At 73.9% G+C, this 14,326-nt stretch carries 17 protein-coding genes and 1 CRISPR repeat array (1 of these 18 running past the window's edge); of the genes, 8 read left to right on the top strand and 9 right to left on the bottom strand.

Annotated features, from left to right (window positions below):
* Positions 1-71 precede the first annotated feature (71 nt).
* The 5 genes from AB0O40_RS15435 (at position 72) to AB0O40_RS15415 (ending at position 3,281) form a co-directional block, all read left to right on the top strand.
* Positions 72-1,211, top strand: coding sequence for a YncE family protein (locus AB0O40_RS15435; protein ID WP_365040642.1), 1,140 nt, complete (start codon positions 72-74; stop codon positions 1,209-1,211).
* 39 nt (positions 1,212-1,250) lie between these two features.
* Positions 1,251-1,391 (top strand): hypothetical protein, encoded by a 141-nt coding sequence (locus AB0O40_RS15430; RefSeq protein ID WP_365040639.1) that lies wholly within the window; start codon positions 1,251-1,253, stop codon positions 1,389-1,391.
* A 54-nt stretch (positions 1,392-1,445) separates the two neighbouring features.
* On the top strand, positions 1,446-1,991 hold the full coding sequence (locus AB0O40_RS15425; protein ID WP_365040636.1) for a GNAT family N-acetyltransferase: 546 nt from the start codon (positions 1,446-1,448) through the stop codon (positions 1,989-1,991).
* Between the two features lie 163 nt (positions 1,992-2,154).
* A complete protein-coding gene (locus AB0O40_RS15420; protein WP_365040633.1) occupies positions 2,155-2,532 on the top strand; it encodes a hypothetical protein in 378 nt (125 codons plus the stop codon).
* Between the two features lie 32 nt (positions 2,533-2,564).
* Positions 2,565-3,281, top strand: a complete 717-nt coding sequence (locus AB0O40_RS15415) for a DNA alkylation repair protein (protein WP_365040630.1) — start codon at positions 2,565-2,567, stop codon at positions 3,279-3,281.
* Positions 3,282-3,291: 10 nt separating this feature from the next.
* Here AB0O40_RS15415 and AB0O40_RS15410 read toward each other — a convergent pair whose 3' ends face one another.
* The 5 genes from AB0O40_RS15410 to puuE all read right to left on the bottom strand — a co-directional run bounded on the left by AB0O40_RS15410 (position 3,292) and on the right by puuE (position 7,591).
* Complete coding sequence (locus AB0O40_RS15410) at positions 3,292-3,687, bottom strand: GNAT family N-acetyltransferase (RefSeq protein ID WP_365040627.1); 396 nt, start codon at positions 3,685-3,687, stop codon at positions 3,292-3,294.
* The gene (locus AB0O40_RS15405) at positions 3,684-5,060 is read right to left on the bottom strand and encodes an MFS transporter (protein ID WP_365040624.1); all 1,377 of its coding nucleotides are present in this window, start codon (positions 5,058-5,060) and stop codon (positions 3,684-3,686) included. Before AB0O40_RS15405 ends, AB0O40_RS15410 begins: the two co-directional genes overlap by 4 nt.
* Before the next feature lie 35 nt (positions 5,061-5,095).
* Positions 5,096-5,749 (bottom strand): HutD family protein, encoded by a 654-nt coding sequence (locus tag AB0O40_RS15400; protein ID WP_365040622.1) that lies wholly within the window; start codon positions 5,747-5,749, stop codon positions 5,096-5,098.
* A 47-nt stretch (positions 5,750-5,796) separates the two neighbouring features.
* On the bottom strand, positions 5,797-6,516 hold the full coding sequence (locus AB0O40_RS15395) for a DUF4232 domain-containing protein (protein ID WP_365040619.1): 720 nt from the start codon (positions 6,514-6,516) through the stop codon (positions 5,797-5,799).
* 157 nt (positions 6,517-6,673) lie between these two features.
* A complete protein-coding gene (puuE, locus tag AB0O40_RS15390; protein WP_365040616.1) occupies positions 6,674-7,591 on the bottom strand; it encodes an allantoinase PuuE in 918 nt (305 codons plus the stop codon).
* Positions 7,592-7,718: 127 nt separating this feature from the next.
* Between puuE and AB0O40_RS15385 the strand changes: the two genes are divergently transcribed.
* The 3 genes from AB0O40_RS15385 (at position 7,719) to AB0O40_RS15375 (ending at position 9,426) form a co-directional block, all read left to right on the top strand.
* Positions 7,719-8,657, top strand: coding sequence for an NADP-dependent oxidoreductase (locus AB0O40_RS15385; RefSeq protein WP_365040613.1), 939 nt, complete (start codon positions 7,719-7,721; stop codon positions 8,655-8,657).
* A 119-nt stretch (positions 8,658-8,776) separates the two neighbouring features.
* Positions 8,777-9,121 carry a hypothetical protein gene (locus tag AB0O40_RS15380; RefSeq protein WP_365040610.1) on the top strand — a complete coding sequence of 115 codons (345 nt, stop codon included), beginning with the start codon at positions 8,777-8,779 and terminating at the stop codon, positions 9,119-9,121.
* Positions 9,118-9,426, top strand: a complete 309-nt coding sequence (locus AB0O40_RS15375; protein ID WP_365040607.1) for a hypothetical protein — start codon at positions 9,118-9,120, stop codon at positions 9,424-9,426. The genes AB0O40_RS15380 and AB0O40_RS15375 overlap by 4 nt, the downstream gene beginning before the upstream one ends.
* Before the next feature lie 56 nt (positions 9,427-9,482).
* Here the strand turns inward: AB0O40_RS15375 and AB0O40_RS15370 are convergent, their stop codons facing one another.
* The 4 genes from AB0O40_RS15370 to AB0O40_RS15355 form a co-directional block, all read right to left on the bottom strand.
* Positions 9,483-9,731, bottom strand: coding sequence for a hypothetical protein (locus AB0O40_RS15370; RefSeq protein ID WP_365040604.1), 249 nt, complete (start codon positions 9,729-9,731; stop codon positions 9,483-9,485).
* Between the two features lie 268 nt (positions 9,732-9,999).
* The gene (locus AB0O40_RS15365; protein ID WP_365040601.1) at positions 10,000-10,311 is read right to left on the bottom strand and encodes a hypothetical protein; all 312 of its coding nucleotides are present in this window, start codon (positions 10,309-10,311) and stop codon (positions 10,000-10,002) included.
* A 25-nt stretch (positions 10,312-10,336) separates the two neighbouring features.
* Positions 10,337-12,541, bottom strand: a complete 2,205-nt coding sequence (locus AB0O40_RS15360) for an FtsX-like permease family protein (RefSeq protein ID WP_365040599.1) — start codon at positions 12,539-12,541, stop codon at positions 10,337-10,339.
* A complete protein-coding gene (locus AB0O40_RS15355; protein WP_365040596.1) occupies positions 12,538-13,224 on the bottom strand; it encodes an ABC transporter ATP-binding protein in 687 nt (228 codons plus the stop codon). The genes AB0O40_RS15360 and AB0O40_RS15355 overlap by 4 nt, the downstream gene beginning before the upstream one ends.
* A gap of 999 nt (positions 13,225-14,223) precedes the next feature.
* Positions 14,224-14,326: a CRISPR direct-repeat array (repeat unit 28 nt; unit sequence GGACCACCTCCGCTCGCGCGGAGAGCAC) (it continues 2,060 nt past the right edge of the window).

The raw sequence follows: 14,326 nt of genomic DNA, 5'->3' as shown, positions 1-14,326 counted from the left end.
ATGGATCCCACGGGCACCCGCCCGCCGGCCCGCCCGGGCCTCCGCCCCCCGTGGACAGGACGAGGACCACCGTGAACGCACTCCCGCCGCGCCGCCGGGCCCGCCGCCCGCGGCGCACCGGCCGCCTCCTGCTGCTCCCCGTGCTGGCCGGCGCCGCCCTGCTCACCGCCTGCGCACCCGGCGAGGACACCGCCGCGCCGCCCCGCCGGGCACCGGTCACGGCCCCCGCCTTCCCGCCCGCCGCCGGCACCCTCCTGGTCACCGACTTCGGCTCGGACACCGTCACCTTCGTCGACCCCGCCACCGGCCCGACCGGCTCCGTGCGGGTGGGCACCGCCCCGTACGGGCTCGCGGTCGGGCCCGACGGCCGGGCCTGGGTCGCCACCGCCGAGGGCGTGGCCGTGGTCGACACCCGCAGTCGCACCCGCCTCGCCCTGGTCCCGTACCGCACCCGGACCGGTCCCGCGGACACGGGGGAGTACCGGGGCGGCGGCATGGGCATCGCGCTGGCCCCCGACGGCAGCCGGGTCTACGTCGGCGTCAACGTACCGGGCGGCGACGGCGTCCTCGAAGTGGTCGACACCGCACGCCTGCGGGTCACCGCGGTCGTGCCGGTCGGGCGCCGCCCCTTCGACGTGGACGTCTCCGCGGACGGCCGGGAGGTGTACGCCACCGGCCACGACTCCTTCGACGTGACCGTGGTGCCCGCGACCTCGCTGCGCCCCCGCCGCATCGAGGTCGCCCCGTACGGCACCGAGGGCGGACTCGGCTCCTGGCTCAAACCGCACTACGCCGCGGTCCGGCCCGCGGACGGCCGGCTGCTGCTGCCCTTCGAGGGCGAGCGGCTGGTCGTGCTCGACCCGCGCACCGGCGCCTCGACCGTCGAGCCGATGACCGCGAACACGCACCAGCACGGGGCGACCGTCACCCCCGACGGCACGCTCCTGGTCGTCGGCACCGGCCCCATCGACCCGGCCGAGGACGCCGGCCCCTCGCTGACCGTGCGCACCCCCGACGGCCACGAACGCGTGATCCCCCTGGAGGGCCCGCACGAGTCGGTGGCCGTCTCCCGCGACGGCCGCACCGCCTACGTGACCGGCGGCTTCACCCGCGACGGCTCCTGGGACGGCATCACGGTCGTCGACCTGCCCTCCGGCACCACCCACCGCCTCCCCGCCGGCCACCGCCCGCTGGGCATCGCGGTGTTGTGAGCCGGGACGGTGCGCGCCGGGAAGCCGGGAGCCGGGACGGTGGCTGCCGGGGGGCCGAGCCCGCTGGTCGCCCGCGACACCGCCGGTACGCTCTGGCGCTACGCGGGCACCGGCAAGGGGACGTTCGGCGGGCGCGTGAAGGCCGGTACCGGCTGGGGCGGGTACGCGGGGCTGTACTGACGGGACGGCCGCGGGCCGCCGACCGGCCGACGACTGGCTGAGAGACGCAGGATCATGACGAGGGGACGCATGGACGGGGACGGGATCATCGGGACGGCACGGCTGGAGCTGGTGCCGCTCGCGGAGGCGCACGCCGAGGAGATGGCCGGGGTGCTCGCCGACCCGGCGCTGCACGCCTTCACCGGCGGCAGCCCGTACCCGGTCCAGGAGCTGCGGGCCCGGTACGCACGACTGGTGGCCGGTTCGCCCGACCCCGCGCAGACCTGGCTCAACTGGGTGGTGCGGCTGCGGGCGGACGGCCGGCTGGCCGGCACCGTGCAGGCCACCCTGACGGCCGAGCCGGACGGTCCGGACGGGACCCCGCTCCGCCGGGCCGAGGTCGCCTGGGTCATCGGCAGCCCGTGGCAGGGCCGGGGCATCGCCACCGAGGCCGCCCGGGCCCTGACCGACCGGCTGCGGGAACAGGGCGTGGCGGAGATCCGGGCCCATGTCCACCCCGACCACCACGCCTCCGCGGCCGTCGCCCGGGCCGCCGGGCTCAGCCCCACCGCCCACCGGCAGGACGGCGAGATCCGGTGGGCGTGGACCGCGGCGGGGTGACCGGGGTGGCTTTGGTGGGGTGGCCGCGCCAGGGTGGCCGCGGCCGGGTGGCCTCGGCCCCGTGCTCCGTAGGGACCTGAGGCCAGGTCAGGCGCGGGTACTCAGAGGCGTCTGAGTACCCGCGCGCTCCCGGCCGGCCGGCGGCGGGCGGCAGGCTGGGGGCATGAACCAGAGCCGACTCAGCCCCGCCGCCCTCCTCCTGCTCGCCCTCGTGCCCGTCGCCGCCTGGGCCGGCTGGCTCGGCTGGGACCAGCAGCGCGACCTGCACCCCGACGGCTCCGTCTCCGGCCCCTACGAGGCCTGGCAGGTCATCGGGCTGGTGCTGACCTTGATCGGCTCCGTGTCCTGGGCGGCGTACCGGCGCCACTCCGTGGAGGCGGTGCTCGGTACGTCCGTCGCGCTCGGCGCCGCGGCCTGGTACGACTGGTCGGACGACGCCAGCGGGCTGTTCGTCGTGGGCGTCGGCATGATCGGGATGGCCACGCTGGCGGCGACCACCGGGCTCTGCGCCTTGATCGGGTGCGTACGACGCGGCGCCTGACCCGAGGGCGCGCACGGCACGAGGACGGACACATGACCGCGAAGGGGACCGGGGGACCGGCCGACGCCCTCAGGGCCGAACTGGCGGGGCGGGCCGACCCCGTCCGGGCCGCGCAGCAGCGCGCCTACCTGCACAGCGACCTGCACCACCTGGGGCTCTCCGTCCCGGACGTCCGCCGGTGCGTGACCGGCACCCGCAAGGCCCTCGGCGCCCTGCCGGCCGCGCAGGTCACGGGCCTCGCCCGGGAGCTGTGGGGCCCGCCGCCGGGCGCCGCGGGTCCGGTCTTCGAGCACCGGCTGGCCGCCGTGGAGCTGCTGGTGCAGTACGTGCGCGCGCTGCGCACCGAGGACCTGCACCAGGTCGAGGAACTGCTGCGGGAATGCCGCACCTGGGCCCTGATCGACCCGCTCGCCGTGCACTGCGCCGGAGCCGTCGCCCTGCGCGAGGAGGCCGCGGGCGCCGTACTGGACCGGTGGGTCGCGGACCCCGACTTCTGGCTCCGCCGCTCCGCCCTGCTGGCCCTGCTGCCCGGCATCCGGGCCGACCGCCCCGACCTCGCCCGGCTCACCCGCTACGCCGACGCCCTCGTCGAGGAGAAGGAGTTCTTCCTCCGCAAGGCCCTGGGCTGGACCCTGCGCGAACTCTCCACCCGCGACCCGCAGTTCGTCCTCGGCTGGGTGGCCGAGAACGACGCTCGCATCGCCCCGCTCACCCGCCGCGAAGCCCTGCGCCGCATCCAGGCGGCGTGACCACGCCCGGTCAGAGGGCGATCAACCCGGCCGCCGTCTCCCGGAATCCGCAGGCCTCGAAGTAGAAGGGCCCCAGCCCGGCCTCGAAGTCCACGTGCAGCCAGGCGCACCCGGCCGCCCGGGCCCCTTCGACGGCCGCCCCGACGAGCCCGGCCCCGATCCCCCGGGACCGGTGGCCGCGGGCCACGACCGTGTCCAGCACGAAGGCGTGACTCCCGCCGTCCCAGGCGACGTTGACGAACCCGACCAGCACCCCGTCGGTCCGCGCGCACACCCATCCCAGACTGTGCCGCTCGACCCGGGCCCGCCAGCCGCCCGGCCGCACCGGAGGCCCGAAGCCGTCGGCGTGCAGGACGTCCAGGGCCTCGTCCTCGAAGGCGCCGCGCCACTCGTACGTGATCGTCATCCGGCGATCGTAGGGCCGGCACGATCCTCCCGGCGCGGGAGTTTCGCCGCCGCGAACAGCAGCGCGGCGGCCAGGGTGGCGGAGGCGACCACGAAGGCCGCCGGAGCGGCACCGGCCTGGATGATCCCGGCCCGGTCCGCGGCCTCGTCGTTCGCGGCCAGGACGAAGGCGCCCGCGGTCGCCAGCCCGACCGCCCCGCCCAACTGCCGCAACGTCTGCCGCAGTACGGAGGCGTCGGCCCGCTTGTGCGCCGGGACCACCCGCATCAGCTCGGCGCTCAGCGCCGGCACCGGCATGCCCATCCCGAGCCCCGCCAGCACCATCCCGGGCACCTGCCAGGGGTACCCGCGCGAGGAGAGCGCGGCCGTCCACAGCACCGCGCCCAGGGTCGCGATCGCCAGTCCGAGCAGCACCGGCAGCCGGATCGACCGGGAGCGGTCCAGCAGGTACCCGGACAGGAACGTGCCCGTCGCCAGCGCCGCGACCAGGGGCAGCAGCGCGAGCCCGGTGCCGAGCACCGACAGCCCGACCGCCTGCCGCAGGAAGAGGGTGCCGTGCACCAGCACGATCAGCTGGGGCGCCTGCACCAGGAACGTGACCGCCACCGCCACCGCGTACGGCCAGATGCCCAACAGCCGCAGGTCGACCAACGGCTGACGGGACCTCAGCACCAACCGCACCGCCACCGCCAGCGCCACCGCCCCGGCCGTCAGCGCCGTCCAGGTCCGCAGGTCGGCCGGGCCCCAGTCGCCGCACCGGTAGAGACCGAAGACCAGCACGGCCAAGGCGAGGACCACGAGCAGCGGTTGGATGGCCGTGAGTGGCCCGCGCTCCGCCGCCCGGTCCCGCTGCACCCCCGACACCACCCACAACGTCACCGCAGCGACCGGGACGTTCACGAGGAAGACCGCGCGCCAGCCCAGGAACTCGGTCAGCACCGCCCCCACCACGGGCCCGGCGACGAAGAACACCTGCGCCAGCCCCGCGTAGACCGCCAGTGCCCGGCCCCGCTCGTGGTCCTCGTACAGCTCGGTGATCACCGTCGTCGCCACCGGGATCATCAGCGCGGCGCCCGCGCCCTGGACGGCCCGGACGGCCAGCACGAACGGCTCGGCGGCGGCCCCGGCCGGGGCGAGCCCGCAGACCCCGGACGCCACGGCGAAGAGCACCGTCCCGGCCCGGAAGGTGGCCGGCAGCCCGAACCGGCGGGCCGCCATCCCGCCCACCGGCGCGAAGGCGGACAGCGCCAGGATGTACACCAGCACCACCCCGTGCATCACCCACGTCGTCAGCCCCAGGCCGCGGGCCATCGGGGCGAGGGCGACCGCGACCACGGTCTGGTCCAGCATCACCATCCCGCCCGCACACGCCATGGCCGCCAGGACGTACCGGCGCCCCGACGGGTGCCTCACCGTGGTCGCGCCGGGGCCGCGGGCCCGAAGCGGACCACCGCCGTGCGGCCGGGACTGGACAGGGTGCCGGCCGCCGGGCCGGTCAGCAGCAGGGCGTCATGGCGTCCCAGTAGCACGCTCCGGCCGCCGGCACCGCCCCCGGAGCCGCCCCCGGCACCGGCCGGTGCCACCTCGGCGGCACCCTCCAGGGCCACCACCAGCAGCACCTCGTCCGCGGCCGCGGCCAGCGCCAGCGACCCGCGGACCACGGCCGTCCCGGCGCGCACCGCGCCCCGCCGGTACATCACGTTGAAGTTCACCACCGGCCCGCCCAGCAGCCGGCACTCCGTCGGCGCGTCACCGGGCAGGTCCAGCGGCACGTACCGCTCGTCGACCAGCCGCCGCGCCCCGGCCACCGTCAGCTCGAGACCGTCGCCGGCCACCACCGTGAGCGTGCGGTCCACGCCCGGGAAGACGGAGTACGGGCCGTCGGACCCGACCTCGGCCAGGCTCACCCGCCAGCCGAAGTCACCGGTCCCGGCGTCCTCGGGCCAGGCGGCGACCTCCCGCGTCACGCCGCCGCCGTTCTTCCACGGCACGGCCGCCCGCCCTTCGGCCCGCAGCACCCGCGCCCGGCCGCCGTCCGGTCCCGCACTCCACTGTTCTCCCATGCGCCCCATCCTGCCCGAGCGGGACGCCTGGGCCCGGCGGCCCGGCCTCAGCGCGCGAAGGTGAACTTCTGGACGGCCCGCAGGTCGCGGTTCCAGAAGGTGGCCAGCGGGTTCGGGCCGACGTCCACGAAGGGGGCCCCGGTCGGCATCGGCAGGGCGATGGGCCGTCCCGACTCGGCGCCGGTGTCGGGGTCGAGGAGGCTGACGGACAGGGAGGTGACCTGGTCCAGCTGCTCGCCGACCCGCCACAACAGCACGCCCGCATACGCCTTTTCACCCGGGGCGAGGAGGGCGGGCGAGGCCGGCTTCGACTCCATGGGTCCGCCGAACGGGTGGCTGCCGTCGCCGAACACCACCTCCGGGTAGCGGTACAGGGTGCAGCTCCGGCCCCCGGCGTTGGTGGCGGTGAGGATCAGGTGCTTGACCGAGTCCATCCGCTCCACCGACGTGGTGATCCTGACGGCGGTGGGGTCGCAGGGCTCGTGCCCGGGCTTCGGCCCGCCCGCGGACGGGTCGTTGCCGGGTGCGCGGGAGGGCCCTGTGCCATCGCCCGACCGCGCGGTACCGGTCGGCGCCGGGGTGCCCGTCGCTTCCGGCGCCGCGCTCGGACCGGGCGCCCCCGGCGTGGCCGCGCCGGCCGACCCGGAGGGCGTGCCGCCCGCCTTGTCGTCCGCGCCGTCGGCATCACAGGCGGCGGTCGACAGCAGCGCGGCGGTCACCGCGATCCCGAGGATGTACGTCTTCCAACTGCCGCGGTGCGTACGCATGATGGCCCCCGTGTGCCTGCGTGGCTCGAATGGTGTGGCGGAACGTACGGTCGTTGTGCCCAGACCGCACGCCCCAACCCACCTCCCGGGCCCACCCGTTACGCACTCAGGACGCGTAGGTCATGGTTCCGTCTTATGGGGGCTCCCCGAGGTGAGGTCAGCGAGCCCTGAGCTCCGGCGGGTGGGAAGCCAGCCAGTGCCGGGCGATCTCCTCGCGGGTGGCGAGCCAGGCCCCGCCGCGCCGGGCGACGTGGTCGAGGAAACCGTCGAGCGCCCGGATCCGCCCGGGCCGCCCGCTGATCCGGCAGTGCAGCCCGACGCTCATCATCCGGGGCCGGTCGGCGCCCTCGGCGTACAGGGTCTCGAAGGTGTCGACCAGGTACCCGAGCATGTCGTCGGCGGTCGTGAAGCCCTGCACGATCAGGAACTTGAAGTCGTTGGCGTCCAGCGCGTACGGCAGCACCAGGTGGGGCCGGCCGGCCGCCTCGACGTAGTACGGCAGGTCGTCGGAGTAGTCGTCGCTGTCGTAGAGGAAGCCGCCCTCCTCGGCGACCAGCCGCCGGGTGCGGGGACTGGTCCGGCCGGTGTACCAGCCGACCGGCCGGCGTCCGGTGAGCCGTTCGACGGTCGCTACCGTACGCCGGACGTGGTCGCGCTCCACGTCCTCGGGCACGTGCCGGTAGTCGATCCAGCGCCAGCCGTGACCCGCCACCTCCCACCCGGCTTCGCCCATCGCCCGCGCGGCCTGCGGGTTCCGCTCCAGCGCCTGGCCGACGGCGTACACCGTCAGCGGGGCCCGGTGGGCGGTCAGCGTGCGGTGGACGCGCCAGAAGCCGGCCCGCGCGCCGTAGGCGAACATCGACTCGACGTTCAGGTCCCGGCCGCCCACCACCGGCGGTGCGCCCACGATCTCGTGGAGGTACCCCTCGGAGGCCGGATCGCCCTCGAGGACGCTCTGCTCGCCGCCCTCCTCGTAGTTGAGGACGAGGCTCACGGCGACCCGGGCGCCGCCGGGCCAGGCGGCGTGCGGCGGCCGGCCGCCGTGGCCGACGAGATCACGCTGGTGCTCGGACACGGCGGCACCCTACCGGCGGGAGCGCCGTGGGCCGCCGTGACGGGGCCGTGGGCCGGAACCCGAGCCTCGCCATCCCGCCATCAAATTTACTGTTCAACCAACACCCCCCGATGCAAGGATGATCTTCATGACGACTACGCGTGTGATCATCCAGCGGGCCATCGGCGGTTCCGACGTACTCGAACTGGCCGAGGTGCCCCTTCTGGCGCCCGGCCCCGGCGAGGCGCTGGTCCGGGTGCGGGCCACCGGCATGAACCCGGCCGACTGGAAGGTCCGCGTCGGCAAGGTCGACTTCTTCGGCCCGCCGCCCTACGTCCTCGGCCACGAGTTCAGCGGCACCGTGGAGCGGCTCGGCGAGGGCGTCGACCGGTTCGCGGAGGGCGAGGAGGTCTACGGCTGGACCGTGCCGCCGCACGGCAGCCACGCCGACCACGTCGTCGTCCCCGCGGACCGGATCGCCCCCAAACCCCGCACCCTCGACCACGTCGGCGCCGCGGCCCTGCCCATCTCGGGCTTCACCGCCTACCAGGCCCTGGTCACCCTCGCCGACGTGGGCCCCGGCCACCGGGTCCTGGTCCACGGCGCGGCCGGCGGCGTCGGCCACCTCGCGGTCCAGATCGCCAAGGCCCGGGGCGCGTACGTCATCGGCACGGCCAGCGCCGCCAAGCACGACTACCTGCGCGGCCTCGGCGCGGACGAGCTGATCGACTACACGACCGCCGACTTCGGCGAACTCCGCGACATCGACGCCGTGGTGGACACCATCAGCCACGACTACGGCCCGCGCTCCCTGGCCACCCTCAAGCCCGGCGGCATCCTGGTGGACGTGGTCGGCGTCGGCGTCGACCGCACCGAGGTCACCACCCGCGCCGCCGAACTAGGCGTCCGCTTCGTGGAGTTCTCCCTGGAACCGACCCCCACCGTCCTCACCGACTTCGCCACCCTCATCGACACCCACACCATCCACCCCACCATCTCCCAAACCCTCCCCCTGACCGACGCCGCACAAGCCCACGACCTGAGCGAAACGGGCCGCGTCAGGGGCAAGATCGTGCTGGTGCCGTAGGACGGGGGCGACTGGGGGCCGTCGTGGCACCCCTCGGTGACGGCACGGGACGCGGACCGCTTCGGGGGGTGTCATGCCGTGCAACCCCGTCTGTCAGTGGAGCTCGCCATTATGGGGACATGACCGACTCGAACCTGACCACGGGCAGTATCTGGCGGCTCCACCGCGGGGACCAGGAGATCGCGCAGTTGACGGTGAACGGGGCCGACATGCCCTGGACCCACGGTGAGGTCAGGCCACTGCCCGGTTTCGAAGAACTCCGTCCGCTGTTTGCCGAGCAGGAGCGGGCCGTGGCAGACGAAGACTGGGTACAGGCCGATGCCTGCTACACCCGGATCCGCAGTGCGCTGAGCATGACCTTTCCCGACGGCAGCCCGGTCGCCGAGTTCATGCTGCACATCCACGAGGACGGCACCGCCGGCTGGCGCTGGCACGACGAGCCCTTCGAGGCGGCGGCATCGTGACCCGGTGGCTCCGCTGCTTCTGGGACGAGGAAGCCATCTGGTTCTACTTCGAGCTCAACAGCGAAGGGGACGTGATCCGGCAAGTCGAGCTCCAAGAGCCCGGAGGCACGGCCTTGCCGGCTGCCTCGCTGGCCGAGTCGGAAGAAGCCCAGAAAGACGGCCGGTTGGCCGCATACGAGAGCGTCTACGGTATGACCGCGGACCTGCCCTTCTCCGACTGGGAAGGGCACGATCCGAAGTGGCTGTCGGCGGATGAGTTCGAGATCGTCTGGTCGATGGCGCGTCGACAGCTTCGGGGCCGGTAACGGCAGCTGCCTCCCGAATCGCCGGTTGGCCGGGAGAGAGGGGACGGCGGTCCGGCCTACGTCCCCATCGCCTCGCGGAGCCGGGCCACGGTCGCATCCGCCGCAGCCCGCAGCTGCTCGTCCTCAGCCTGACAGGCCGTCGCCCGGAGGAGCACGACGGCCGCCTGGAGGTCGCCGACGTGAACCGGTACGGCGGAGAGTGCCGCGAGCGCGGCGGCCGCCTGTTCGGCGGGCGCGGACGGGGACGGGGGGATGAGCTGGGCGACACCTCGGCCGAGGCCGCGGTCGCGTGCAGGAGCTGTCACCCGGGAAGTGTCCTGCGTACGAGCCGAAGCACCCAAATCCGCCGCCGTACGAGCGACTACCCCCGCCGCACTTCGATGTGAGCACAGGCACCGGCTTCGCGGAGTTCGCCGACCAGCGCGGTGGCCATGCCATCCGACTTTGGGGTGAGCGGGGCGTCGAGCGTTGCCGCGGGCTACCTCCAACGCCACCGCAGGAACGAGGAGGGCGGCGCAGCCAGTGAGTAGGCCGATCAAGGCCCACGCATCCCAGCCCGGGCTTGCGGCACCGTCAGAACCAGTCGCCCCAACCGAAGGTGATCAGGTACGCGCGCTGGAGTGCGTGTCGGCCGTGGTCGCCGTCCACATACGTCCAGGTCAATGCCGCGCTGAACCAGAGCAGGAAGCCGCCGCTGACCACGGCCAGGGCGATCGGCTCGCCGAACCAGCCGAGAAGAGCCAACGCGAAGGCCGTGATGGCCGCGCCGAGGTGGGCGCCCCGCAGATCGAGCCGTGCAGCCCTGCGGGCAGCGCGACGGCGGGCGCGCTCCGCGGCCCAGCGCTCCTCCCGGACGGATTGCGGTTCGTTCTCGTCGAAGGTCACGTCTTGCCCCTGGTGAAGACGGCGGTCATTCGCCGCGCGGTCGCCAGGCGGCCGCCTGGCGTACAGAACTGGATGAGGCCCACACCCAAGCACCGAGTCCGATAGCAGCCACGGCGAGCGTGCACTCGGCCAGCAGGCTGTCGGTGATGTACGAGGCTCCGCCCGCGGTCTTCGGGAAGGCCAGCCAGACACCGATCGTGCAGCCGGCCAGGCCCGCCAGGGCAAAGGGCACGAAGATCGTGAAGGCGGCCGTGGACCAGTAGACGCGGTGGTTGCCGGCCAGACTGGTCAGCGGGGCGAGGGCACGCCCTTGGCGCAGGAACTCCGCCAGGGAGCTAAGGGCTGCAGCCGCTCCCAGGACCGTGATGCCGCACAGGCCGAAGAGCGTAATCCAGCGGCCTTGGAGCCCGTTCACCGAGGCTGCGGTGAGCCATTCGCCGCCGATCGTGTCGACGTCCGCACCGAAGGGGAGCAGGCGATAGGCGAGTTGCTTGGTGTCGGCGACCGAGAGGTCCCCGCCGCTCCGGGAGACCAGCGCGGTCTGGGTGAGGCCGCCCTCGGCGGCCCGCTGGTCGACGGGATCGGCCTGCTCGACGGTCACCTTGCCCCCCGGACCCCCGTACCAGCCGAGCAGTTCACGCAGGCGCGGGTCGTCCGGCACCCCGTCCAGGACAGTGGGGGAGCCGGGGCAGCCGACGCGCAGAGTCCGGAGGACGGGGCACCGGCCCCGCAGGGTCACGGTGCCCTCCTCGGGGGAGACCGTCAGAGCAACCATCTGCGTGTCCGACGGAAGGGCCCGGGTGAACTCCGCAAGCTGCACCGCGGTCGCCGTCCGAGGCCGTACGACCAGCGCACTCTCGCCGATCCGCTCCACAGTCGCCTCGGCGGCGCGGGCCGCTTCCCCGAACTGCCCCTGCCAGGCCACGACCTGGAGCAGGAGCCCCAGCGCGACCACCACGCCCGCCGTCATCCGGGCCACCGGGCCAGGATGGGCAGCCGCCCGGCGCCCGGCCACCAGCAGCCCAGGCCTGCCCCAACGGTGGCCGGCCCGCCCGAGGACACGTCCGAGCGCGGCGGTGACCACGGCGATCGCCGCGGGGAGCGTGGCCAAGGTGCCGGCCACCCCGACCCAGTTCGTCATCACGTACCCGGTCGTACCCGGCTCCAAGAGATCCGGCCCCCGCACCGCGATCAGCAGCAACACCGGGCAGGCCACCGCCCACCGCAGAGGTGACCTGCGCACCCCCCGCGGCCGGTTGCCCCCAGCACGCCGCCGACGCCCGAAGCGGTCGGAGAGCACCACGACGGCCAACACCGCGAACACCGCAGCCAACACCGCCGACACCAGCGCCCACCACCGGTCGGCAAGATCCGAGGCCACGACCACATGCCCGGTCCAGGGCAGCCGCAGATCGACAGCACATGAGAGCGCGACGGCGCCCAGGGCCACGAGAGCGCCGACGGCCGCCGGCGCCAAGGCCTCGCCGAGGACGACCCAAGCACGGTCACGTCGTGTGCCGCCCAGCACCTCGATCAGCGCGGTACGCCGGTCCCGCTGATGCGCCCCGGAGCGCGCCGCCACCGTCAAGAGCACGAACGCCGGCAGCAGGAGCAGCAGCAGCGGCATGACCTGGAAGGTCCACTCCGCCTTTGCATAATCCGTCTGCCCCAAGAAGTAGGAGACGGGCCCGTTCTCGGGCCCGTACCCCACGATCGGCTTCCCACCCTGCCCGGCCGGCACACGGGCCGGCCGGACATAAGCCAGCAACTCGTCGGGCGACTGGAGGGCCGAGCGCTCGATCGTCCCGACCACACGCCCATACCGCGCAGCGAGGCCGTCCGCCGTGTGCTCGCGCAGCGCGGGGGAGAGGACCGCCTCACCAGGCCCCGGCCACGCCCGCACGCCAGGAGGCAACGGCGCATCCGCCGTCAGCGGCACGATGAACTGCAACGTAAACGGACCGCTCCCGGCCACCGAGTCGTTGGCAACGCTCCACAACGCACGGGCCGGCCGACCGGGCGCGTCCTCCTTCAACACGGGCGTGCGGGCGAAGCCGCGCGCCGCCTGCCCCTCGTACGTCGCATGAACGGCGACCAGCGAAGCCAAGCCCACCGCCACCGCCACAGTCGCCAACAGCAGGGCGACGAACCGGATCCGGCCCGCCTCGGCCCGCCGCCCGGCCTGCCGGCCCGTCCTCAACAACTGCCGACTCAGACCACGCGCGCTCATCGCAGAGCCCCCACCGAACCGCCGGCAGGCCGCAGCCCCCCGTCGGACAGCTCCAGCACCCGGTCCGCACGCCGCGCCACCGCCGGATCGTGCGTGACCACCAGCAGCCCGCACCCGTGGCGGGCGGGCATGCCGAACAACACGTCCGCGACCCTCTCCCGAGTCTCCGCATCCAATGCACCGGTCGGCTCGTCCGCCAACAACAAAGCCGGCGAATTGATCAGCGCCCGGGCCACCGCGGTCCGCTGCCGCTCACCACCCGACAACTCCTCACTGGACTCCGCCTCCGGCACACCCAGTTCGGTCAGCAACTCCCTGGCACGCGCATACGCCTCCCGCCGCCCGACACCCGCCAACAGCGCGGCCAGGGCGACATTGTCGACGGGGGACAGCTCGGGCAACAGCTCCCCGAACTGGAAGACCATGCCGATGCTGTCACTGCGGTGGCGCGCCAACGCCTTCGCCCGCAGCCGCAACACGTCCGCCCCGGCGACCTGCACCGTTCCGCCCTGCGGACGCACCAGACCCATGACACAGGACAGCAACGTGCTCTTCCCCGACCCGCTGGGCCCCGTCACCGCCACCGACTCACCGGCCCGCAGATCCAGCTCCAACGACCTGAACAACACACGGCCCGCGATCGCGTGCTCCAAGCCCTCGATCCCCAGCACCGACTCACCCACGGCGCACCCACCCCCAACAGCCGGGCATCACGCCCCCCGGCCCACAGTTCCCACCCCGGCACGACACAGGGGCGGCACGCAGAGCGCACCGCCCCTGTCAGAAGTCAATCACCCAGACCGGCCCGCCGATCAGCGCCGACGGCAAGCCGAGCACGCATCGGGCCGGAAGCCGACGGCCACGCCCGGATTCAGCCCCCGGACACGATCCCGCAGGGGCAGCCGTGCAGCCACAAGAGTGGCCAGCGGCGAAGAGGCAGTAGCCGCCGCGGCATTGCCCGGAGGCCAGCCCGATCCGTGGGCGCAGACCGTACCCCCGCCGTCAACCCCTCCCACCGCGAGGCGATCGCATCACCGCCCCAGGTCGGCGGGGAGCACCAGCTGCCGCGCTCCCCCCCCCAGCCCGTCGATGCCGCACCGCGTCGGCTCGGCCATCGCGGTGCTTCCGGCGCGCGTCGTCCGATGCCTCCCGGACCGCCGACGGGAACCCACCGCCCAAGCGCCGCGGTCGGGCCCCGACCACAGCGATGTCACTCCCGGCTGAGCCCTGATCGGCTGAAGAGCTGACAAGCCTCCTGAGATGCCCCCCGCCTACCTGGGATCGTCGCTTTCCCACGGATAGACGAAGCGGCCGGGCTGGACGCCCCGGGTGTTGAGCACTCTGCTCAGCTCGGACTCGTCCGAAGCATCGGCGGACTCGATGAGGCTGCACCAACCCACCCGCAACCACTCGGAGGAAATGTGGCAACTCCCACCTTCTGCCCGACGTCTGCTGTCCGACGACGGATTCAGCCGCGTAGTCCGCCTCGTGGTGCGGTGCGCGGCAACGACGGCATCGACGAAGCGCTCGCGGCACGGATCGTCGACGAGGCCCTGCAGTTCGTGACGGCCGCCCCTACGGCCACGAGTCGGCGCCTGCGCCCCCCTCCGAAGCCGTGGACATGGCTGGCACGCGCTCATCCTCCACAAGGCCATGTACCGCTCCCTGTGTGCGGAGCTCGGCGGACCACCTCCGCTCCCGCGGAGAGCACCCGTACTCGCTGGCGGTGCAGTTGCGGCCCTCCGGACCACCTCCGCTCGCGCGGAGAGCACGACTCGTCCTGGG

Origin of the sequence: Streptomyces sp. NPDC089919 (assembly GCF_040684615.1) — a bacterium.
GTDB lineage: Bacteria > Actinomycetota > Actinomycetes > Streptomycetales > Streptomycetaceae > Streptomyces.
Note: the sequence above shows the minus strand (reverse complement) of the source record. Positions and strands in the feature narration are given on the sequence as shown.

What these genes read in the sequence shown, in the direction of transcription:
- AB0O40_RS15415 (WP_365040630.1), top strand. Translation starts at nt 2,565, where the DNA reads ATGACCGCGAAGGGGACCGGGGGACCGGCCGACGCCCTCAGGGCCGAA.
- AB0O40_RS15425 (WP_365040636.1), top strand. Translation starts at nt 1,446, where the DNA reads ATGACGAGGGGACGCATGGACGGGGACGGGATCATCGGGACGGCACGG.
- AB0O40_RS15400 (WP_365040622.1), bottom strand. Translation starts at nt 5,749, where the DNA reads ATGGGAGAACAGTGGAGTGCGGGACCGGACGGCGGCCGGGCGCGGGTG.
- AB0O40_RS15395 (WP_365040619.1), bottom strand. Translation starts at nt 6,516, where the DNA reads ATGCGTACGCACCGCGGCAGTTGGAAGACGTACATCCTCGGGATCGCG.
- AB0O40_RS15380 (WP_365040610.1), top strand. Translation starts at nt 8,777, where the DNA reads ATGACCGACTCGAACCTGACCACGGGCAGTATCTGGCGGCTCCACCGC.
- AB0O40_RS15385 (WP_365040613.1), top strand. Translation starts at nt 7,719, where the DNA reads ATGACGACTACGCGTGTGATCATCCAGCGGGCCATCGGCGGTTCCGAC.
- AB0O40_RS15420 (WP_365040633.1), top strand. Translation starts at nt 2,155, where the DNA reads ATGAACCAGAGCCGACTCAGCCCCGCCGCCCTCCTCCTGCTCGCCCTC.
- AB0O40_RS15410 (WP_365040627.1), bottom strand. Translation starts at nt 3,687, where the DNA reads ATGACGATCACGTACGAGTGGCGCGGCGCCTTCGAGGACGAGGCCCTG.
- AB0O40_RS15405 (WP_365040624.1), bottom strand. Translation starts at nt 5,060, where the DNA reads ATGGCGTGTGCGGGCGGGATGGTGATGCTGGACCAGACCGTGGTCGCG.
- AB0O40_RS15360 (WP_365040599.1), bottom strand. Translation starts at nt 12,541, where the DNA reads ATGAGCGCGCGTGGTCTGAGTCGGCAGTTGTTGAGGACGGGCCGGCAG.